Below are 20,947 nucleotides of genomic sequence, written 5' to 3'. Positions count from 1 at the left end.
ACTCCCAGGCTCAGGTGGCGCTGAATCACTTTGGTAAGCGCTAGCAGGCAAAGACGCCGCATCAGGCTCCGGAGCCTCCAAGGCATGAGCCGCTGGCAAGCAGTTGCCAAGAGCCAGCACAATACTCGCAAGAGCTATCTTAAGAAAACTACTGTTCACGGGCCGTGGGGGTGGCCCGCTCAAGGTTAAAGGGTACATGTGTGTGTCGTTTTCCAGTTAGAGGGAAATATGCAGGAAGAAGGGCTGCCTACCCGAGGGGGGTGGTAAACAGCTCCCTTAATAAACTAACTGCTCTCCCCCAATTTGTAACCCCCTGCGCATAAAAGAATGGGTAGGAACCTTCCAGGCACCTACCCATTCACTAGATGAGACGAAAACTCTCACAATTCAAGAAGCCAGGTTGAAACTGCTTGCCAGAATCACACAGACACCGGCTCAACACTGTGCTAAGACCTCGGAATACATCAATCATTATTTCCCACCCTTGGGCGAAAAATTGAAGTAGAGGAACCCGCCACGCTCGTGCTGTTTCCCGCCTCACCGCTTCGCTATGCTCGGCGAATAACAAAAATTTTATTTTCCCCAGGTGGGGAAAAATCCAAGTAAAGGAACTCGCTACGCTCGTGCGGCTCTCCCGAGGCCCGCTACGCAATGGCCTCGGAATAAATCAATTTTTATTTCCACCCTTGGGCGAAAAATTGATTTATTCCCACTCAATTGTTCCCGGAGGCTTTGAAGTCACATCCAGAACCACTCGATTGACCTCAGCCACCTCATTAGTAATCCGGTTAGAAATCTTGGCCAACAGGTCATAGGGCAAACGTGACCAATCTGCGGTCATAGCGTCCTCAGATGACACCGGGCGCAACACAATCGGATGGCCATAAGTACGGCCATCACCCTGCACACCCACAGAACGCACATCAGCCAACAGAACCACAGGGCACTGCCAAATCTGCTCATCCATACCCGCAACGGTCAGCTCTTGACGCACGATCGCATCGGCCGCACGCAGAATATCCAGGTTATGCTTGTTCACCTCACCAATCACACGGATACCCAAACCGGGGCCGGGGAAAGGCTGACGCGCAACAATCTTCTCGGGAACACCCAGCTCGCGGCCAATAGCACGAACCTCATCCTTGAACAGCGTACGCAGAGGCTCAACCAGCTCAAACTGCAAATCATCGGGGAGGCCACCCACATTGTGATGCGACTTGATATTCGCCGCGCCCTCGCCGCCACCGGACTCCACCACATCGGGGTAAAGGGTGCCCTGCACCAAGAACTTGATGTCCCCGCCCTCAGCGCCAGCCTCTTCAATCAGCTTGCGCTGAGCAGCCTCAAAGGACCGGATAAACTCGCGGCCAATAGCCTTACGCTTAGCCTCAGGCTCAGTGATACCTGCCAAGGCACCAAGGAACCGCTCAGACTCATCAATAGTTACAACCTTGATACCCATGGTGGAGGCGTAATCCTGCTCCACCTGCTCACGCTCACCCTCACGGAGCAGACCGTGGTCGATAAAGAAACAGGTCAACTGATCACCCACAGCCTTGTGCACCAGAGCGGCCGCAACAGAGGAATCAACGCCGCCAGACAGAGCACAGATAACCTGATCATCGCCTACCTGCTCCCGGATCTTGGCAACCTGCTCATCAATGATGTTGCCGGTTGACCAGGACTTCTCCAGACCCGCAACCTCAAACAGGAAGTTCTCAAGAGCAAGCTGTCCGTAGTCCGAGTGCTTAACCTCGGGGTGCCACTGCACGCCACCGAGCTTACGCTTCTCGTCCACAAACGCGGCAACAGTCGCGCCCGGGGTCTTAGCCAGAACCTCAAAACCTTCGGGGGCTTCAGCCACAGAGTCGCCGTGGCTCATCCACACGTTCTGGGTGGCAGGGGTACCGGTCAAGAAAGAAGAGTTCTGCGCGCACAGGACAGCGTCGGTTGCGCCATATTCACGCAAACCGGTCTGGGCGACCTTGCCACCCAGCGTCTGGGCCATGACCTGGAAACCATAGCAGATACCAAATACAGGTACGCCAGCTTCAAAGAGGGCAATGTCACCCTTGGGTGCACCTTCCTCATAAACAGATGAGGGGCCACCAGAAAGAATGATGGCTGCAGGGTTCTTAGCAAGCATCTTCTCGGTTGGCATGGTGTGAGGCACCAGCTCCGAATAGACACCAGCTTCTCGCACGCGGCGGGCGATCAGCTGCGCATACTGGGCGCCATAATCAACGACCAATACCGGGCGCTGATCCAGCTCCTCGTTGGGGGTGTGAGTAGTCACAGATGTTTACCTTTTCGGTTGTGGGTTTGGACCAGATAGACGGTACACGCTCAGCGGCAACCGAAAGACCCGGTCCCAGGGAATTCCATAGGTCTTATTCTAAAGCAGATTGGGGTCTGGCTGGCAGGCATCCCCCCAACCTGTCAACAGTTGCAGTAGCTACCGGGCTAATACCGTTTAGTTGCCTGCGGGTTGGAATCGAGCAGAGCGAGGGTTTCCGCATGAATCTTGTGCTCAACAATGAAGGAAAGGAAGGGGACCACGCCACCTAAGGCCATCACAATCATCTGCGGCAATGCCCAGCGCATCAGCAGCCAAAGACGGAAACAAGAAATCAGATAAATGACGTAAAACCAGCCGTGAACGATCAGAACCCAGGTGGAAATATTTACACCGCCGTGCAGGTTACCGGTTTCCCTATTCAGCCAGCCCAGGGCAAGGCTCTGCCCGGTCTGCGCATCCCTTCCGCCCGCAATAAGGTCATAACCAACGATGTAACGCGTAATCATCTCAGCAACCAGCAGCAACAAGAAGATACCCGATATCCAGGCGCACCACTTATAGAAGGTGAGAGCACCACGAATCTGGGCCTCCGTTCCGCCAAACTTCTTGCGAACGGTAAAACCACCGCGTGTATTTGCCTCAGCTTTGCTCTCTGCTAGGGTTACTTTCTTGCCATCGGTCCGATTGACCGGGCGGGGGGTAGGTTCTTCAGTCACCTTGTTCCCTCTTTCGTGGGTTAATTCGTTCTTCTGCGCCAGTTACCGGATTAGGGTTAAGCTGGCAGAGGCCTTATTTGTCTGAGAAATCTTAGTGTGACTCGGTATTATTAGTTGACTGGACCTCATCGAAATAATAGTAGGTCTTATCCGCCGGGTCATAGTAGTAGGGGCGGCCGGTTTCTTCGTCTACCCAGTACTCCCCCTCATACTCGAAGTAGAGAGCCGGATCATTTTTCTTTTCAACGGCGTCCTTAAGCATGCGATACCACAGATACAGCGCAAACCCAGCAAAAACCAGCCATTCTAGGGCGTAGAAGATGTTGAGCCAGTCAACATTCTCATCGGTGACCTGAGGCGCCCGCACCGGCAGGAAGTTATCGGTCTGCCCGATGATGGTGGCGTTTATAGCTATGGTTCCGTCATCAGCCAGCGGTGTCCCCTCTGTGCTCTCAGAATCAAGGGTCAGGATTCCGTCATAGAGCGGGGCGTTCCACACATTCGTGAGGTAGGCAGGGCTGGCTGACCCCAGTAAACGGTCCTTGTTCTCAAGCTGGGAGTGTCTCTGGTTACTATTGACCGGTGGGTCATTAGCCACGATACGACCGGCTACCGTCACCGGCCCTTGAGGTTCCGGAGGCACAAGGGGCTCCTTAGACCAGCCGCGCACCACAGCGATACCCCGGGGGCTAGATCCCATACTGGTTTCCACGTTCTGGCTATCTTCCGGGGTGAATAGAGCAATTACCCAGTAGCCTTGGACACCATCTTTAAGCCTGTTTTCTACCAGGTAGGAGGAGCCTGGAGTATAGGTACCTCGCGCTTCAACTACAGTATCTACAGTGCTAGCGAGCTGAGCACTGTGTGGTTGGAGAACTTCGGTGTAGGGGCCTACCCTATCCTTGGCCGGGTCAGCGGTAAGCTGCCCCATGGTCGATGAGTTAAGCTGCCACTTACTGAGCATGACAAAGCCGCTGGACAGAGCCAGCACCAGGAGCAAGCCCAGCAACCAGCGTGGGGTTAGGGCAGTTTTCAGCAACTCAGAGACCTCTTACAAACATGGGTGACAGCGTGCAGGCCCCGCTCCCCTGCATGTGAGCAGCAAGAGCGAGGCCGTCGACGCTACTTGACGTAGGGGGTGAAATTCACATCGATACGCTGGAAAGATTTCAGGTCGGTGTACCCGCAGGTAGCCAGCGCCCGTTTGAGGGCACCTACCAGGTTAGAACTACCGTCGGTGTGAGCCGAGGGGCCGTAGAGAACCTCCTTGAGGGTTCCCACGGTACCCTGGTAGGTGCGTACACCGCGCGGGAAATCTTTGGAATGGGCTTCGTTACCCCAGTACCAGCCGGCACCAGGGGCCTCAAGGGCACGAGCCAGAGGCGCACCAATCATGACAGCATCGGCCCCCATAGCCAGAGCCTTGACCATATCACCGGAGCGGCCTAGCGAACCGTCAGCGATCACATGGACGTAGCGGCCACCCGATTCGTCCAGGTAGTCCGAGCGGGCGGCTGCTACATCGGAGATAGCAGTTGCCATAGCGGCCTGGATACCCAGGCCCCGGCGGGTAGTGAGGGCCGCACCGCCCCCAAAGCCAACCAGGACACCAGCGGCACCGGTGCGCATCAGGTGCATGGCGGGGGTATAACCGGTTACACCGCCCACCATCACAGGGACATCGAGCTCGTAAATAAACTTTTTGAGGTCCAGAGGCTCACGGCTAGTCGAAACGTGCTGGGCAGAAACAGCTGCACCGCGAATCACAAAGATATCAACACCAGCTTTCACCACAGTCTCATAGAACTCCTGGGTGTTCTGCGGGGTCAGCGAACCTGCCACAATGACACCGGACTCACGAATCTCAGCAAGGCGAGCCGTTATCAGCTCAGCCTTAATGGGTTCCGAATATATCTGCTGCATGCGGCGGGTCGCGGCTGGGGCATCCTCTGCATCCAGTGCAGTGATTTCATCGAGTAGGGGCTGGGGATCCTCATAACGAGTCCATAACCCTTCCAGGTTAAGAACACCCAGGCCACCGAGCTTACCCAGAGCGATAGCGGTAGCCGGTGACATCACCGAGTCCATAGGAGCACCGATGATGGGGGTCTCGAACGCGAAGGCATCAATCTGCCAGGTGACGTTCACATCGTTGGTATCCCGGGTCCTGCGGGTAGGAACCAGGGCAATTTCATCGAGCGAGTAGGTGCGGCGAGCACGCTTGGACATACCAATTTGGATGTCGTTCATAGCTTTTCCTTTCACCGGTCTAGCCGGTTGGTGGCTTTCTGCTCAGGCCCGCCCAATTCTGGGGGCAGGCGGTGCTAACAATCTGCGCTTAGCGGCGGTAGTTGGGGGCTTCTACCGTCATCATGATGTCGTGCGGGTGTGATTCCTTCAGGCCTGCCGAAGTGATCCGCACAAACTGGCCCTTGTGCTTGAGTTCGTCGATAGTGTGGGCACCCACATAGAACATGGTCTGGCGCAGGCCGCCTTCGAGCTGGTGCAGTACAGAGGACAGGGGGCCACGGTAGGGCACCTGACCTTCGATTCCCTCGGGAATCAGCTTCTCCTCTAAGGACACATCGGCCTGGAAGTAGCGGTCCTTAGAGAAAGACTTCTTACCCCCGCGGGACTGCATTGCCCCCAGTGATCCCATGCCACGGTAGGCCTTGAACTGCTTGCCGTTGACAAAAATTAGGTCGCCGGGTGATTCTGCGGTACCGGCCAGCAGGGAGCCAAGCATCACGGAGTCAGCACCTGCGACCAGGGCCTTACCAATTTCACCGGAGTGCTGCATACCGCCGTCCGCGATCAGCGGAACACCGGCAGGGATAGCGGCCTTAGCCGATTCATTGATAGCGGTAATCTGGGGCACACCAACGCCGGCGATAATGCGGGTGGTGCAGATAGAACCGGGGCCAACGCCCACCTTCACGGCATCGGCACCGGCATCGATAATGGCCTGGGCACCGGCCCGTGTAGCGGCCTGGCCACCCACAACATCAACGTGGGCGGCTGCGCTGTCTTTCTTGAGGCGGGCAATCATGTCGAGTACGCCCTGGGAGTGACCGTTGGCGGTATCCACGAACAGGGCGTCAACACCGGCTTCGATCAGGGTCATGGCGCGCTCGTAGCCATCACCGAAGAATCCGATAGCGGCACCGACGCGCAGGCGACCGTCCTCGTCCTTAGTGGCTCGGGGGTACTGCTCGCTCTTGGTGAAGTCCTTGACCGTAATCAGACCGGTGAGCTTACCTGCTTCATCAATCAGGGGCAGTTTCTCGATTTTGTTACTTGCCAGCAGGTCGAAGGCTTCGTCCTTGCTCATGCCCTCATGACCCGTAATCAGGGGCATCTTGGTCATGATGTCACGGACCTTGGTGGTCTCAAAGGTGGACTCGGGTAGGTAACGGATGTCGCGGTTGGTGATAATACCGACCAGAACACCGGAATCATCCACCACGGGAAGACCCGAGACCTTGTAGTGCCCGCAGAGCGCATCAAGTTCAGCAATAGTGGCATCGGGACCGACGGTAACGGGGTTGGTAATCATGCCCGATTCGCTCCGCTTGACGCGGTCCACGTGGTCGGCCTGATCCTGGATTGAAAGGTTACGGTGGATAACGCCCATGCCACCCATGCGAGCCATAGCAATTGCCAGGTTAGCTTCGGTGACGGTGTCCATGGCCGCAGAAATAATGGGTGAACCGATAGAGATACGGCGGGTTAGGCGCGTTGTGGTATCTGCTTCGGAGGGAATGACATCGGTGTTGCCAGGTAGCAGGAGAACGTCGTCGTAGGTAAGTCCGGTAAAGCCGAAGGGGTCTTCGCTCAGAGCAGTAGGAGTGGTCATGGAGGGGTTGCTACCTTTCGAAGGGGGTCATCTAGCGCGGGCGACACTATCTTTAATCTTAGTCTGCTTGGCTGGCTTGTGCGAGCGGACGCCCCGGCCCCTTGCAACAGCTCTGCACCGGCAGGTAGGAAGCCTCAAAGCCCATAACTACCAGACTAGCCCACACATTCCCGCTCTAGGTATATCCGGTCAGCTCATCTTAGAAAGCTGAATCATCTGCGGCAGTCTGTGCGCTTTGATCAGCACGATGCACAGCCTCCAAGAGGCGAGGGTCAAAGTAGGGGCCCAGAGTTTCTATATAGGTAGCGGTGAGGTGGTCATAGTCAAAGTAGGTATAGATGTTACCGATACTGGCAGGACATTCGTTGTTGGGGCAGACCAAGTCTGAAAGGTTGAGAGCCGCAAACCCTGGGTAACGCCCTTCCAACGCGGTTAAAGGGCTCTCGAATACGTCCTGGCCTGGATCCATGGTGCACTCATCGAATGTGCCAAAGGAGTCAAGGCAGTCCTTGTGCATGGTTTCCATACGGGGCGTGTCACGAACCCCGATAACTCTGATATCCGAATGGGTTAGCTCCTCTATACGCTGTTCAGCATTGGCAAGGACGGTATCGGGCAGTTCTGCCTCCGATTTGGTGCCCTGGAGTATGACGATATCCGGGTGTAGTTGCTGTATGTAGTTGGAGCTTTCTTCGGCCCATTCTTGGCATTCAAAGCCGTTGGAGTAGGCCTCGTTATCTTCTTCCCCTAGGAAGCAACCGGGGCGGGTCAGGGCAATCAAGTTCCAGCCCTCTTCCGCTGCCAGGGGGCGCAGGGCCGTAATCCACATCTGGGTGTGGGAGTTGCCCCAGGCAACCACCGTCCCGGTGGGATTGGGTGTCTGCACCACGAAGTTGCAGTCCCGCTCCAGGTATTCGGGTAGGTCCAGTTCGGGTGCGGCCTCGGTGCAGGAGGGGCCTAAATCAGCCCAGTCGGCATCCAGTACGGCTCGAATAGGGATTACGGTGGCGTCCTCGTCCCCTGTGTACTCGTAAGTGGAGTCCAGCATAGCGGCCCCGACGTTATTCGTTGCCCGGTGTTCTTCAGCGGCTACCGCCTGCCGGTAGATGGATGAGGTCCATGCGTAGGAGGGAGCCAGAGCCAGGCCCGCAAAGAGGGTAGCTGTGACAAACCCGGCGACGATGGAACGGTTGGGCCATGCCCAGTCCCGAAGCGGCTGCTCGACGGCTTTAGTCAAGGCCCAAGCTAGTAAACCAGAAATGAGGAGGAGAACCAGTCCCGCGACGAAGCCAGCCTTGGCCTCTTTGGTCTGGGAGAGGTAGAAAATGAGGATTGGCCAGTGCACCAGGTACAGTGCGTAGGAGAAACCGCCCAAAGCCAAGAGGGGGCGCCAGGTAAGTAGCTTTTCGGGGCCCCAGAGCGTGCCGGTATCCCCCGCCATGATCACCAGAGCCGCGCAGAGGGTAGGCCAGAGCGCAACATAGCCGGGGAATGTACCGTTCACATCGAGCACAAACCCACAACTCACCAAGCCCGCAAGACCTGCCCACCCCATTAGAGCGCGCAGGTGCCGGGGCAGTTTGAGCGCAGGTAGCCAGAGCGCGACCAGGGATCCCAGTGCAAACTCCCACAGCCGGGCCTGGGTATTAAAGTAGGCGGTGGTCTGGTGGGCGGCAGTCTCGTCAATGGAATAGGACAGCGACAGGGCAAAAATCAAGCCGAAAGCAAGGGTCAACAGCCAGCGCGCCCAGCGTCGGCGCTTACCCAGGGGCAGGGCAAGGAGCAGGAAAATCAGCGGCCAGAGCACATACATTTGCCCTTGGACTGAGAGCGACCAGAAATGCCGGAAGGGTGAAGCCTGCGATGAATCCGCCGCATAGTAGTCCACGGCGTTCTCGATTGACCAGTAGTTGTGCTGGTAGAGGACCACAGATTTAGCTTCATCAATAATGGGTAGCCAACGCTCAGCCGGAATAAAAAAATAGGTGCCCAGAAGGGTCAGCAGAACCGTAATAGAAGCAAGTGGAAGCAGGCGTTTAAAGACATGAACCCAGTAGGCCAGCAGAGTTTTAGCGCCCCACCAGCTCCCCGGCTCAAGGATTTTACCCTCTTCCAGCTTTCGGGTGAACGAGCCAGTTAGCAAAAATGCAGAGATGAGCAGGAAGACATCCACGCCACCTGATACCCGCCCAAACCACAGGTGGTAGGCGGCCACCAGGAGCAGAGCCAGTGCCCGCAGCCCCTGAATTTCGGGGCGCCAGGCTCGTTCTGCCTGGAGGGTGACGGTTCGTATGGTTCCGGTAGAGGGCGCCCGGTGCTGGCGGAGTTGAGAATCAGTCATAGCTTCTAGCGCCGCGTAGTGCTGTGGGCTTCCTCCTTTCAGCCTACTGCTGCTCTGGCCTGCGACCTGCTAGCCAGGTCCAATCTTTCTAGCTCTTGCATCCTACCGCCACTTTCAGGTGTTTTGTTAATACAAATAGTTCTGCCCGCTACGGTGTTGGTCACCATAGCGGGCAGAACTTGAGGCGGCTGGTATACCTAACGGACAGCTATTTTATTGAGCCTGTTCGTTCTCGTCTTCAGCGGGCTTCTCAACGACCAGGGTCTCGGTGGTCAGAACCAGCGCAGCAATGGAGGCTGCATTTTCTAGTGCTGAACGGGTTACCTTGACGGGGTCAATGACACCGCGAGCGATGAGATCCTCATACTCGCCGGTTGCGGCGTTAAAGCCGTGACCGATGGGCAACTCAGCGACGCGAGAGACAACGACGTAGCCATCCTGGCCTGCGTTCTCAGCAATCCAGCGTAGAGGCTGAACCAGGGCACGGCGCACAATGTCGATACCGACCTGAGCCTCCTGAGAGTCGAGCTTGACGCCATCCAGGGCAGCAAGCGCGTGAACCAAGGCGGTACCGCCACCGGCTACGATGCCCTCTTCAAGAGCCGCGCGAGTGGATGACACAGCGTCCTCGATGCGGTGCTTGCGCTCCTTGGCTTCGACCTCAGTTGCCGCACCTACCTTAATAACGCCAACACCGCCGGCCAGCTTGGCCAGGCGCTCCTTGAGCTTTTCGCGGTCCCATTCGGAGTCCACGCGCTCAATTTCACTGCGAATCTGGGCGACGCGGTCAGCAACAGCCTCGGAGGTGCCGCCGCCGTCAACGATGGTGGTGTTGTTCTTGGTAACTGTTACGCGTCGCGCTGAACCGAGCTGTTCCAGGGTGACAGCGTCCAGGGAGATACCCAGTTCACCGGTGATGACAGTAGCACCGGTCAGAACGGCAAGGTCCTGGAAGATTGCCTTGCGGCGATCGCCAAAGCCAGGAGCTTTGAGGGCCACAACATCCAGGTTGCCGCGGAGCTTATTGACCACCAGGGTGGAGAGGGCTTCACCGTCCACGTCCTCGGCAATGATAGTCAGCGGCTTCTTGGCCTGAACAATCTTTTCCAGGACGGGCATAATCTCGGCAACGGTTGAGATCTTGCCCTGGTAGAGCAGAATAGCGGTGTTTTCCAAGACAGCTTCGGCACGCTCGGGGTCGGTCACGAAGGAGGGTGACAGGTAGCCCTTATCGAACTGCATGCCTTCGGTGACCTCAAGCTCAATCTCGGTGGTTGAGCCGTCTTCAATGGTGATAACGCCATCCTGGCCGACCTTAGAGAAAGCCTCGGACAGCAGTTGACCAATTTGAGGTGACTGGGCAGAGATAGCGGCAACGTGAGCCACTTCTTCGCCCTTAACTTCGCGGGCATTCGCCAGAAGGCGCTCAGCAACCAGCTTGGCTGCCTGCTCAATTCCCCGCTTAATCTCACCGGGGGCGGCACCAGCGGCAACGTTCCGCAAGCCTTCGGCAACCAGTGCCTGAGCCAGAACGGTTGCGGTGGTGGTGCCGTCACCAGCAACGTCGTTGGTGCGGGTTGCTACCTCTTTAGCCAGCTGAGCGCCGAGGTTCTCGTAGGGGTCCTCCAGCTCGATTTCGCGGGCAATGGAGACACCGTCGTTGGTGATGATGGGCGCGCCCCACTGCTTATCAAGAACCACGTTACGGCCGCGGGGGCCCAGGGTTACCTTGACAGCGTTGGCCAGTTTATCAACACCGGCCTGTAGGTGCTTACGCGCCTCATCGTTGAATTCAAGCTGTTTTGCCATGAATCCTTACTTCTTTCTTTGGGTACTAACGGGTGTGGTAGGTTCCGCTAGAACTTAGGAGACAACAGCCAGAACGTCGCGGGCTGAGAGGATCAGGTATTCAGCGCCACCGAACTTAACTTCGGTACCGCCGTACTTGGAGAAGATGACAAGGTCGCCTTCTGCTACATCTACGGGGATGCGGTTGCCCTTGTCGTCGATGCGGCCGGGGCCTACAGCGATAACCTTGGCTTCCTGGGGCTTTTCCTTGGCGGTGTCGGGAATAACCAGGCCGGATGCGGTGGTCTGCTCTGCTTCGACGATCTGGACGACAATGCGGTCTTCGAGGGGCTTGATGTTTGCCACGAGGTACTCCTTATGAGAAGGCTTAAAAATAGAAATTATGGGGTGACCGGTGCTGCAGCGCCCGGTGCTGGTATCGTCGCGGTCTTACCTACCGGGCATCTTTAGCACTGTAAGCGGTCAAGTGCTAACTAAAACTTTAGGCCGGTAATGGCTCAGGGGGCAAGATACGGCGCAGGTTTCGCACACAGCGCACCTTTTTGTGTGTTATAGACTACTTTCTGGTGATGTGGAGGTACCCGTGCTCAAACTGATTTTCTGGCCCGTTCTAGTTCCTACCGTCCTCTTTTCAATGGGGCTAGGTGCTATCGTTCCCATTCAGATTCTGGCAACGATCAGGCTCGGGGGCTTCTCCCGCCTTAGCAAGCTCGTTAGTAGCGGTTGCAGGTGTCTTTGCTCTACTCTGTACCGTGCCAGTTGGCGGGGCCATACTCCCCACCGGCACTAGAATGGTAGGCAATGACTAGCCTGACCCCTGCCCCAGCCCACCCATTCACGCACGAACAGCTTGCCGCTATCGACGAGTTCACCCCCTACTTCACCGACCGCGCTCTGGCAGCAGCCAGCACCCTGCGCTCACGCGGCTTCAGCCCAGAAGACAGTTCAGCCATACTCACCCAGGCAAAGCTCCGCACCCAGGGAGCAGATAAGTTCGGGGATAAGGCCCACAGTATGCTCCTGACCGAAGCAGGCTACGAGCAGGCCACCCGGGCCGCCGTCGCTAAAGGTCACGCCCAACGTTTCAAGGACGCAGGGATCACTTCTGTAGCCGACTTAGGGTGCGGCATCGGCGCTGATTCCCTAGCCTTTGCTGCCGCAGGCCTTGCCATCACCGCCGTAGAACTAGACCCCGCAACCGCCGCTTTCACAGCCCACAATCTTGCCCACTACCCCAACTCGCAGGTGCTCGTCGGCAATGTCGAAAACATTGACGTTCAGACCCTCACCACCGCAAACGGTCAAGCGATTCAAGCGCTCTGGCTCGACCCGGCCCGCCGCGAAGTTGAGGGTGGCGCAACCACCTCCCGACTCTTTGACCCCGAAGCCTTCTCCCCTCCCCTCTCCTTGATCGAAAAACTGGCGGCAACCGGCATCCCCATGGGTGTCAAAATGGGCCCGGGCCTACCCCACGAACACATTCCCGCCAACTGCGAAGCCGAATGGGTATCCCACGGTGGCTCCGTTGTAGAAGTAGTGCTCTGGTTCAACGCCCTGGCCCGCAAGAGGGTGCGTAGAGCAGCCAGCCTACTCTCCAAAAACCCACAAGAACCAGAACTTCTGGAAGACATCACCTCTGCTCTCGACTCCCCCGAAAGCACCGGCACCCACCAATACGAACCCACCATCGGTGAACTAGCCACCTACCTGGCTGAACCCGATGGAGCCGTAGTACGGTCCCACCTTGTCTCCGACCTAGCGCACAAACTGGGCGCCCACCTCATCGACGAGCGAATCGCCTACCTGACCACAGACACTCTAGAACCCACCGCGCTCGCCCAGTACTTTGAAGTCCGGCAGATACTTCCCCTGCATGAGAAAGCCCTCAAACGCTGGGTCAAGGAAAACGGCATCACCGCCCTTACCGTCAAAAAACGTGGGGTAGATATCGTTCCAGAACAGCTTCGAGCCAAGCTCCTCGCCGGTGCTAAAAAGAAAAAGGGGCAAGCTCGCAAGGAGGCAACCCTCATTCTCACCCGGCTGGGTCAGGGGCTGGATTCTCAGCGGCTTGCAATCTGGGCTGAACCTATACAGGTGCCGCTGACCAAGGGCGGGAGATGACTCAAGGAGCCTTCTCCTCTGCCCGGTGCTATTGTCATCAACACCCTTAAAGGCCAGCCCCCAAGCCAGTTGATAAGATCAGCATCGGGCAAATACAAAGTAAGAAACACCCCCGACCCGCCCCCCGTCACACGGTGACACCCAATTCATGGAGAGGGCCCACTGGCCTAAGATAGAATCAGCGACAGCACCCGTCCCCAGGAGCACCACCATGCAGTTTGCATCCTCAGCCCAGTCCACCCTTGGCGTGGAATGGGAACTTGCCCTGGTTGACCCCGTTAGCCGTGAACTAGCGGGTAGGGCTGATGAGGTTCTGGCACTGATTCAAGAGCAAAACCCCGACCTACTAGTGCCGGGGCCGGGCGCGCACATTACCGGTGAATTCCTCAATAACACGGTTGAAGTTGTGACCGGCATCTGCCGCACCCCCGCAGAAGCTGCCGACCAGCTGGCCCAAGCAACAGCAAAACTCAAGGAAATTACCGACCGGCTCGGACTAGCCTTTTTCTCCGCAGGAACCCACCCTTTCTCTCAGGCTTTAGAACAGGTGGTAGTGGGCAAAGAACGCTACCTGCGGGTGCTTGACCGCTCCCAATACTGGGGCCGCCGCCAAATCATCTACGGGGTACACGTCCACACCGGTGTAGATTCCCGAGCCAAAGCTCTCCCCGTCCTCAACGGGCTTACCAACTTTTACCCCCACCTCCTAGCGCTCTCAGCCAGCTCCCCCTTTTGGGAGGGTGAAGACACCGGTTTCGCCTCCCAGCGATCCCAAATTTTCCAGCAGCTCCCTACCTCAGGCCTACCTTTTACCTTTGAGAGCTGGGAAAACTACGAAGACTACCTAGAAGATCTCGTTGCCACCGGCGTGATTGATGACCCCAGCGAGAACAGGTGGGATGTCCGCCCGGTACCCAAGTACGGCACCGTTGAGATGCGGGCCTACGACGGGCTGGCCTCTATTGCCGATATCACCGCGCTCACCGCTTTTACCCAGTGCCTGGTCGAGTGGTTCTCCCGTCAGATTGAAGCAGGTAGGCGCATTGAGCCGCTCAAGCCCTGGCACCACCAGGAAAACAAGTGGCGGGCAGCCCGATACGGCACCGATGCCGTAGTTATTGTGGATAACGCCAATGCAGAACGCCCCATCACCGAGGACGTCCTGGGCCTGCTCAACAAGCTAGAGGGCATAGCCGCTGATCTGGGTTGTCAGGCTGAGCTGGTCGATATTGAGCGTATCTGCCGTGAGGGAGCTGGCTATCAGCGTCAGCGCCGAGTAGCGCACGAGAACCGGGGCGACCTGCGCGCGGTGGTCGATGACCTGGTAGCTCAGGCTACCGAAGGACTCTAGGCCCCTGCCCCCTAGAGGGAAATAGTGGTAACAGGTAGCGAAGAATCAGCGGTGAAATCAAGACCGGAGGGCGCACGCCCTTCCGATACCAGCCGGGCACCCAGAGCCGCGACCATGGCCCCGTTATCCGTGCACAGGCTCAGCTGAGGGATCACCAGCTTAACCCCGTTCTCTGCACAGCGCTGGGCAGTCAGCGAGCGCAGGCGTGAGTTCGCCGCTACACCGCCACCCAGAAGCAGGGTATCAATCCCACGTTCGGTACAAGCTAGCATGGCCTTGCCAGTGATCACATCAACCACCGCTTCCTGGAAGCTGGCGGCAATATCGGCCACGGGCACTTCTTGACCGCGAGCTTCAAAGCCTTCCACCACGCGGGCCACAGCGGTTTTGAGGCCGGAGAAGGAGAAGTCGTAGCGGTGGGGTCCGGGTTCTTGGGCTGTTCCCATAAATTTGCGGGTGGATAGGCCGCGGGGGAAGGCAAAGGCGGTGCCATCGCCACCGGCGGCGGCTCGGTCAATGGCAGGCCCGCCGGGGTAGGGCAGCCCCATCAGCCGGGCTACCTTGTCGTAGGCTTCACCGGCGGCATCATCGAGGGTCGCCCCCAGCAGTTCTACATCGCCGGTGATATCCCGGACCGCCAGAATCTCGGTATGACCACCGGAAACGAGCAGTGCACCTAACCCGCTGGGGGGTAGACCGTCCAGAAAGTCGGCGGTGTGACCTTCAATGCCGCAGTCATCGAGCAGGCCAACTCCCACGTGGGCTACCAGGTGGTTAATACCGTAGAGGGGCTTGCCTGTAGCGGTGGCCAGAGCTTTAGCCGCTGAGACACCCACCATCAGGGCACCGGCAAGGCCAGGGCCTGCCGTCACGGCGATAGCGTCAATCTCGTCCAGGGTCACCCCGGCTTCATCCAGGGCTGCGCGCAGTGCCGGAATCATGGCGTCTAGGTGGGCGCGGGAGGCAATCTCAGGGATCACACCACCAAAGCGGACGTGCTCGTTCATGGACGAAGACACGGTGTTGGTCAGCAGGGTCTGGCCGCGCACGATACCGATGCCGGTTTCGTCGCAGGATGATTCAATGCCAAGGACAAGGGGCTGGTCTGTCATGGTTAGTCTTCTTTGCTGAGGTTTCTAAGGGCCGGGATGAGGCCTGGCCGGGTGCGGGGCTAGGCGGAGGCCGGATTATCTGCGGGGTCTGCTTCGATCGCAGGCGGGAGCTCTTTGCTCATAATTAGAGCATGGACCCCGTCGCGGTAGTAGCGGCGGCGCGTGTGAATGTGCTGGTAGCCGTTGCGTCGGTAGAGGTCCTGGGCGCGGGGGTTATCGGCTCGTACTTCGAGCATGATTTTTTCGGCTCCTCGGGCGCTGGCTTCCCTGGCCAGGTAGTCCAGCATGGCCCGCCCGTATCCGAGCCCTTGGTAGGCTGGTAGCACGGCGATGGTCTGCACATCGGCGGTGTCGGCTACGCTCATGCACCCGGCGTAGCCAATGACCTGGGCAGGGCCGGTATCATTGGCCGGAGCTTCAAGCAGGATGTAGGCCCGGCTGGGGTGGGTGATTTCAGCCAGAAACATGTCCAGGGGCCAGGCATCGGCGGGGAAAAGCGCAAGCTCTAGGGTGTGAACGGCAGGGACGTCGTGCAGGGTCATGGGCCGGGCGGTAACTCCGCCCGCTAGACCGGTGGGCAGGGCAGCTAGACTCATGAGCCCAGTGCCTTCTTGCGAGCAAGAGGAACCTTGGCATCGGATTCACGCAGGTAGAGCGCAGAGGTGTCCTGGCTCAGGTTCTCCACTCCTAAGCGGCAGGCGGCAGCAAGTAAGCTAGGGGCATCGGGCTGGAGGCTTTCAAAGCCCTCCTGGCTCTCAAGGTCCTGAGGGTAGAGGCCAGCACCAAAACCGTAGGAAGGTAAGTGGGGAGCCTGCGAAGCAGAGCCCACGGTGGGACCATCCAGCAGGGTATAGCCGGTGCCGGTCAGCTCGTAGACGGCGGTGTAGACCTCACGGCGGCGGGCATCGCTAGCAACCAAGAACTTCTGGTGCCCCCGGGCGCGGGCGGTATCCGCAGCAGCTTCTGCCAGAGCCTGCAAGCTCATCAGGCCATAGAGGGGCTTATCCCAGGCAAAAGCCAGCGTGCGGGCCGTAACGATACCGGCGCGCAAACCAGTGAAGGGGCCGGGGCCGGTACCTGTGATCAGGGCATCCAGGTCTCTTCCCCGGTAGCCGGCTTCAGCCAGAACCTGCTCCACGAAGGGCGACATGACCTCAGCGTGTGAGCGGGTATCGGTGGTAGCCCGGTGAGCCAGGACGGTCAGGGTACCGCCCTGATAGGAGCCCAGGGCTACAGAGGCGGTTGCAGATGAATCAAGAGCGAGTAAAAGCACTCCCCTAGTCTAGCCCCACTGAGGTGAGGGTGTCTGTGAGCTGCTTCCAGGTGGCCTCCCAGCGGGGCCCGGTCCCCAGCAGACGAAGGCGGCGCGGTTCGGGGTGCCCGTCCTCATCCTCGCGCTCCGTTTCTTGGCCGGGGGCGTAGAGCTGGTAGGGGTCGGTCTCTGCCAGGTCTGCCCCGGTGACCCGTGAAAACTCTAGGTCCAGCAGGTTCTCGCTCAGGTGCTCTGCCTTATCTCTGCCCCACTCAATAACGGTCACGGAGGTATCTAGGGAGTATTCCAGGTCCAGGTCATCGAGTTCTTCGGCTGAGGCCAGTCGGTAGGCATCCACATGCACCAGGTCGGGCCCGCCGGGGCGGGGTCCATTGGGCAGGTTGGGGTGGACGCGTGAGAGCACAAAGGTGGGTGAGATGACGCCTTGGCGTACTCCTAGGCCCTCACCGAGCGAGCGGGTAAAGGTGGTTTTACCTGCGCCTAGCTCGCCGGTCAGAATGAGCACATCGCCGGCGTGGAGGTAGGGGGCTAGAGCTAGAGCCAGCGCACGGGTATGTTCGGGACCGGTGATTTCAAGGTCAAGCAGGAGGGGCTTACTCATGGTTACTTTCGTAGGCTTGCGGGGTCTTATTTCTGGGGCGCGGTCCGCCATGAACCGCCAATGCTCACCCGCTGGATACGAGGGGAGATGCGGGTGACAATTTCGTAGTTGATGGTTCCGGCAGCCTGGGCCCACTCAGTGACAGCAGGATTCTGCCCGGTACCAAAAAGGACGGCGGGAGCGCCCAGGTAGCCTGCGGCGGGGTCTGCGAGGCCGGGAGCGCCCAAATCTACTACCATCTGGTCCATGGCAATTCGTCCGACTTCCCGGTAGGTGCGGGCGGCCTGACCGGCAGGGTAGATACGTACCGGACCGCCGGTGGCGACCCGAGGCACACCGTCTGCGTAACCCACCGGTATGAGGGCCAGGGTGGTGGGTTGATCGGTGATGTAGTTCAGCCCGTAGGAGACGCCCTGACCGGCGGGCACTTCTTTGACCGCGTTAATGAAGGTTTGTAAGTGCATGACCGGTTTGAGGCCCAGATCTTCGGGGCTGTGACCGTCCAGAGGCGAGAGGCCGTAAAGGCCCAGCCCAACGCGTACAGCATCTCGAAGCAGGCTGCCGGGGTTTTCCTTCTCAGGGGCGGTAAGCGTTGCTGGGGTATTAGCCAGGTGACGGAGCCGGGGTTCAAGCCCCGCGGCCTGCACAATCGCAAGGGCCCGGTCAAAGGCTTCCGACTGGTCGGCGGTTTCAGGGCGCTGAGGCTCGTCGGCAACCGCTAGGTGCGAAAAGAGTCCGTAGACGCTAATAAGCCCGGCTTTTTCAAGCTCCCTGGCATAGCCTGCCAGCGCAGGTAGCTCCTGCAGGGTGACGCCGTTACGCCCCAGCCCCGTATCCACTTTAAGGTGAACAGGCACGGGCTGTTCTTGGCCTCTGGCGCGGTGGGCCAGGGCAATTTTTTCCAGCTCCCAGCGGCTAGAGACTCCGAGCTGGATTCCGTCGGCCAGAGCCTGTTCAAAGTTCGTTCGGGGGGTGTGGAGCCAGGCAATGAGCGGCGCATCAATTCCCGCCTGCCTCAGGGCGTGGGCTTCTTTAAGGTGAACCACCCCCAGGTAGTCGGCACCGGCGGCCAAGGCTGAGCGGGAAACATCCACTGCACCGTGCCCGTAGGCATCAGCCTTAATCACGGCAATGAGGTCGCGGTCCCCGATGATTTCTTTGATACGGCGCACGTTGTGTTCCACCGCATCCAGGTCAATGATGGCTAGGCGTTCAGCATCACCGGGCGCGTCGGTGGGTACATAGCCGTACTGGCGGTAGGCGCTTTCAAGGGTCATGCTTTGCTCCTGCTCTGAGCCAAGGTGTGAGGGTTTATATTCCTACCATAGACCACGCGGGCCGCCAGCGTCCGGTGGGTGGCAGATCTGAGGGCTGGGCCATCGGTGCGGGTGAGTGCTCAGGTACAGTAGGTAGGGTGGCACAGCAACCCTCAGATTCTCTGCATCTGCATGTCTTTTCCATGCATACCTCCCCCCTAGCCCAGCCTGGCAGGGGGGATGCCGGTGGTATGAATGTTTATATTGACCGTTCTCTGCGAGCGCTCTTAGCTCTGGACCCCGCGCTCACGGTGGAGGTCTTTACACTTCGTACCGATGGTGGCCCCTCTGGCACAGATACTCTAGGTGAGCGGGCGCAGGTTCACAGTCTGGTTCTTCCCCGTGCGGTTGGTCTTGCCAAGGCTGATCTTCCGGCTTTTATCCCCGATTTTGCTCGTGCAGTAGGTGAAAAAGCTACCCGTGAGCCCAGTGTTCTTCACGGCCACTATTGGCTTTCTGGGCTGGCCGCGCGTGAGGCTTACCCTCATATACCCCTGGTTCAGACCATGCACACCACCGCCGCGGCTAAAAATGCCCGGCTGGGTGAGGGCGAGTCTCCCGAACCTGCCGAGCGGTGGGAGGGCGAGAAGCAACTAGTAGAAGAAGCCGCGACGCTGGTGGTCAATACCAAGTTTGAGGCTGACCAGATGCGCCGCTACTATGGTGCAACCGATGACAGGCTCTGCGTGATTAACCCCGGTGTCGATACTTCTATTTTCTACCCGTCTACTCGGGTATCAGCCTTGAACACCGGGAGCGACACCACCGCTCATCTGGTCTTTGCTGGCCGCCCCCAGCCCCTCAAAGGCCCTCATCTCTTGGTGGAAGCTCTTGCCCTTCTCCCTGAGGATTTGCAGGTCAGTCTCGATATTATGGGCAGGTCGGGAGGCACCTACGAGCAGGACTTACTGGAGCGAGCGCACCAGCTGGGTCTGGGCCAGGCTGTCACGCTTGGCTCTTCGGTGTCAGCGGTTGAGCTGGCTGATGTCTTCCGCAGGGCCGATATCGTTGCCTGCCCTTCGTCCTCTGAGACCTTTGGTCTGGTGGCCCTTGAAGCTCAGGCTTGCGGAACTGCGGTAATCGCCAGCAAAGTAGACGGACTAGTAGAGGCTGTCGCCGATGGTCTTACAGGTATCCTGGTTACCGAGCGAACCCCTCACGCCTGGGCGCAGGCGATAGAATCATTGGTGCGGAACCCCGATTTCCGCCTGGGCTTAGGGGCAGCGGGCGCAGCGCGGGCGGGCCGCATGACCTGGGAGCAGACAGCCCGCGCCCTTGACCGCATCTACCGTCAGCTTTCACTAGCACAACCCTAAGGATTCACCGTGGCATTTAACATGAGTCGCTCAGAGTTTTCCGCCTACCTGAACCAGGCTCGCATTACCGGGCAGGTCGCAACTCCGCGCGAAAACAACCTGTCCCATTTCCAGGGTTTTGTGGATGGCAACGAGCACCTGGACTTCGGAGTCAGCTGGACGCGCGATTGGACCTACCAGGACGTCTTTGCGCTGATGGCCCGCCGGGTAGGCACCAGCCCAGACCCCGCCCATACTGAGGGCCAGGACACCATCAGCGCAGAGCTCTGCATTGACGCGCTCACCGTCTATGCCCGTATCTTTGGGCAGGCCGTTAAAGAGAAGCAGTCTATTCTTTTTGCGACAGGTCACCCCGCTGGCCTTTTCCCCATCTATGTTGCTATGGCTCAGGCGGCACGCGCTCACGGTGCAACAGTCCTGGGTATTGATGAAGGCGATTCTTTCCTTGACGGGGATATCCGCCAAATCTTTGATGTGGTTATGTTCCAGCAGTACGGCAATCTACAGCACACCCATTTTCCCGGCCCCATGCAGTTGGCTTTGACCCAGTTGGAAAAGCTGGGGACCCTCCCCCAGCTCGTTGTAGCCGATCACGGTATGGCTGGCTATGCGGCATCGGCAGGTCTACCCACTATTGGTATCGCCGACTGCAACGATCCTGGCCTGTTTGTCTCTGCCGAGCAAGGGCAGATCCTGGTAGCTGTACCTATGGATGACAATGTCCTTCCGCATCTTTATGAACCGGTCATTGACTTCATCTTGAGCACTGCCGGTCTGGACCGATAAATTGCCTGCCATGTGCTGAAACTCCCTAAAAATTTCTTCCGGGCTGTCTT

At 58.4% G+C, this 20,947-nt stretch carries 17 protein-coding genes; 4 read left to right on the top strand and 13 right to left on the bottom strand.

Annotated features, from left to right (window positions below):
• Positions 1-703 precede the first annotated feature (703 nt).
• The 8 genes from guaA to groES form a co-directional block, all read right to left on the bottom strand.
• The gene (gene guaA, locus ACN080_RS01730; RefSeq protein WP_419112885.1) at positions 704-2,296 is read right to left on the bottom strand and encodes a glutamine-hydrolyzing GMP synthase; all 1,593 of its coding nucleotides are present in this window, start codon (positions 2,294-2,296) and stop codon (positions 704-706) included.
• A gap of 167 nt (positions 2,297-2,463) precedes the next feature.
• Positions 2,464-3,015 (bottom strand): DUF3817 domain-containing protein, encoded by a 552-nt coding sequence (locus ACN080_RS01725; protein WP_419112884.1) that lies wholly within the window; start codon positions 3,013-3,015, stop codon positions 2,464-2,466.
• A 91-nt stretch (positions 3,016-3,106) separates the two neighbouring features.
• Positions 3,107-4,054 (bottom strand): SURF1 family cytochrome oxidase biogenesis protein, encoded by a 948-nt coding sequence (locus ACN080_RS01720; RefSeq protein WP_419099351.1) that lies wholly within the window; start codon positions 4,052-4,054, stop codon positions 3,107-3,109.
• Positions 4,055-4,137: 83 nt separating this feature from the next.
• On the bottom strand, positions 4,138-5,265 hold the full coding sequence (locus tag ACN080_RS01715) for a GuaB3 family IMP dehydrogenase-related protein (protein ID WP_419099350.1): 1,128 nt from the start codon (positions 5,263-5,265) through the stop codon (positions 4,138-4,140).
• Positions 5,266-5,353: 88 nt separating this feature from the next.
• Complete coding sequence (guaB, locus tag ACN080_RS01710) at positions 5,354-6,871, bottom strand: IMP dehydrogenase (protein WP_419112883.1); 1,518 nt, start codon at positions 6,869-6,871, stop codon at positions 5,354-5,356.
• A gap of 199 nt (positions 6,872-7,070) precedes the next feature.
• On the bottom strand, positions 7,071-9,212 hold the full coding sequence (locus ACN080_RS01705; RefSeq protein WP_419112882.1) for an acyltransferase family protein: 2,142 nt from the start codon (positions 9,210-9,212) through the stop codon (positions 7,071-7,073).
• A 213-nt stretch (positions 9,213-9,425) separates the two neighbouring features.
• Positions 9,426-11,021 carry a chaperonin GroEL gene (gene groL, locus ACN080_RS01700; RefSeq protein WP_419099347.1) on the bottom strand — a complete coding sequence of 532 codons (1,596 nt, stop codon included), beginning with the start codon at positions 11,019-11,021 and terminating at the stop codon, positions 9,426-9,428.
• Positions 11,022-11,075: 54 nt separating this feature from the next.
• On the bottom strand, positions 11,076-11,366 hold the full coding sequence (groES, locus tag ACN080_RS01695; protein ID WP_419099346.1) for a co-chaperone GroES: 291 nt from the start codon (positions 11,364-11,366) through the stop codon (positions 11,076-11,078).
• Positions 11,367-11,822: 456 nt separating this feature from the next.
• Here groES and ACN080_RS01690 point away from each other — a divergent pair, with 456 nt between their 5' ends.
• Positions 11,823-13,142 (top strand): THUMP-like domain-containing protein, encoded by a 1,320-nt coding sequence (locus tag ACN080_RS01690; protein WP_419112881.1) that lies wholly within the window; start codon positions 11,823-11,825, stop codon positions 13,140-13,142.
• A gap of 211 nt (positions 13,143-13,353) precedes the next feature.
• Positions 13,354-14,493, top strand: a complete 1,140-nt coding sequence (locus ACN080_RS01685) for a glutamate--cysteine ligase (RefSeq protein ID WP_419112880.1) — start codon at positions 13,354-13,356, stop codon at positions 14,491-14,493.
• A gap of 11 nt (positions 14,494-14,504) precedes the next feature.
• Here ACN080_RS01685 and tsaD read toward each other — a convergent pair whose 3' ends face one another.
• The 5 genes from tsaD to alr are packed head-to-tail and all read right to left on the bottom strand — an operon-like array spanning position 14,505 to position 18,756.
• The gene (gene tsaD / locus ACN080_RS01680) at positions 14,505-15,605 is read right to left on the bottom strand and encodes a tRNA (adenosine(37)-N6)-threonylcarbamoyltransferase complex transferase subunit TsaD (RefSeq protein WP_419104929.1); all 1,101 of its coding nucleotides are present in this window, start codon (positions 15,603-15,605) and stop codon (positions 14,505-14,507) included.
• Between the two features lie 59 nt (positions 15,606-15,664).
• Complete coding sequence (rimI, locus tag ACN080_RS01675; protein WP_419112879.1) at positions 15,665-16,201, bottom strand: ribosomal protein S18-alanine N-acetyltransferase; 537 nt, start codon at positions 16,199-16,201, stop codon at positions 15,665-15,667.
• Positions 16,198-16,878 (bottom strand): tRNA (adenosine(37)-N6)-threonylcarbamoyltransferase complex dimerization subunit type 1 TsaB, encoded by a 681-nt coding sequence (gene tsaB, locus ACN080_RS01670; protein WP_419112878.1) that lies wholly within the window; start codon positions 16,876-16,878, stop codon positions 16,198-16,200. Before tsaB ends, rimI begins: the two co-directional genes overlap by 4 nt.
• 4 nt (positions 16,879-16,882) lie before the next feature.
• Positions 16,883-17,479, bottom strand: coding sequence for a tRNA (adenosine(37)-N6)-threonylcarbamoyltransferase complex ATPase subunit type 1 TsaE (gene tsaE, locus ACN080_RS01665; protein WP_419112877.1), 597 nt, complete (start codon positions 17,477-17,479; stop codon positions 16,883-16,885).
• 26 nt (positions 17,480-17,505) lie between these two features.
• Positions 17,506-18,756 (bottom strand): alanine racemase, encoded by a 1,251-nt coding sequence (alr, locus tag ACN080_RS01660; RefSeq protein WP_419112876.1) that lies wholly within the window; start codon positions 18,754-18,756, stop codon positions 17,506-17,508.
• Positions 18,757-18,893: 137 nt separating this feature from the next.
• Between alr and ACN080_RS01655 the strand changes: the two genes are divergently transcribed.
• Both ACN080_RS01655 and ACN080_RS01650 read left to right on the top strand, forming a co-directional pair.
• Complete coding sequence (locus ACN080_RS01655) at positions 18,894-20,111, top strand: glycosyltransferase (RefSeq protein WP_419112875.1); 1,218 nt, start codon at positions 18,894-18,896, stop codon at positions 20,109-20,111.
• Between the two features lie 9 nt (positions 20,112-20,120).
• A complete protein-coding gene (locus ACN080_RS01650) occupies positions 20,121-20,897 on the top strand; it encodes a phosphatase (protein WP_419112874.1) in 777 nt (258 codons plus the stop codon).
• Positions 20,898-20,947 lie beyond the last annotated feature (50 nt).

Origin of the sequence: Rothia sp. CCM 9416, assembly GCF_048513535.1 — a bacterium.
Classification (GTDB): Bacteria; Actinomycetota; Actinomycetes; order Actinomycetales; family Micrococcaceae; genus Rothia.
Note: the sequence above shows the minus strand (reverse complement) of the source record. Positions and strands in the feature narration are given on the sequence as shown.

What these genes read in the sequence shown, in the direction of transcription:
- ACN080_RS01715 (WP_419099350.1), bottom strand. Translation starts at nt 5,265, where the DNA reads ATGAACGACATCCAAATTGGTATGTCCAAGCGTGCTCGCCGCACCTAC.
- guaB (WP_419112883.1), bottom strand. Translation starts at nt 6,871, where the DNA reads ATGACCACTCCTACTGCTCTGAGCGAAGACCCCTTCGGCTTTACCGGA.
- ACN080_RS01705 (WP_419112882.1), bottom strand. Translation starts at nt 9,212, where the DNA reads ATGACTGATTCTCAACTCCGCCAGCACCGGGCGCCCTCTACCGGAACC.
- groL (WP_419099347.1), bottom strand. Translation starts at nt 11,021, where the DNA reads ATGGCAAAACAGCTTGAATTCAACGATGAGGCGCGTAAGCACCTACAG.
- ACN080_RS01690 (WP_419112881.1), top strand. Translation starts at nt 11,823, where the DNA reads ATGACTAGCCTGACCCCTGCCCCAGCCCACCCATTCACGCACGAACAG.
- ACN080_RS01685 (WP_419112880.1), top strand. Translation starts at nt 13,354, where the DNA reads ATGCAGTTTGCATCCTCAGCCCAGTCCACCCTTGGCGTGGAATGGGAA.
- tsaD (WP_419104929.1), bottom strand. Translation starts at nt 15,605, where the DNA reads ATGACAGACCAGCCCCTTGTCCTTGGCATTGAATCATCCTGCGACGAA.
- rimI (WP_419112879.1), bottom strand. Translation starts at nt 16,201, where the DNA reads ATGAGTCTAGCTGCCCTGCCCACCGGTCTAGCGGGCGGAGTTACCGCC.
- tsaE (WP_419112877.1), bottom strand. Translation starts at nt 17,479, where the DNA reads ATGAGTAAGCCCCTCCTGCTTGACCTTGAAATCACCGGTCCCGAACAT.
- alr (WP_419112876.1), bottom strand. Translation starts at nt 18,756, where the DNA reads ATGACCCTTGAAAGCGCCTACCGCCAGTACGGCTATGTACCCACCGAC.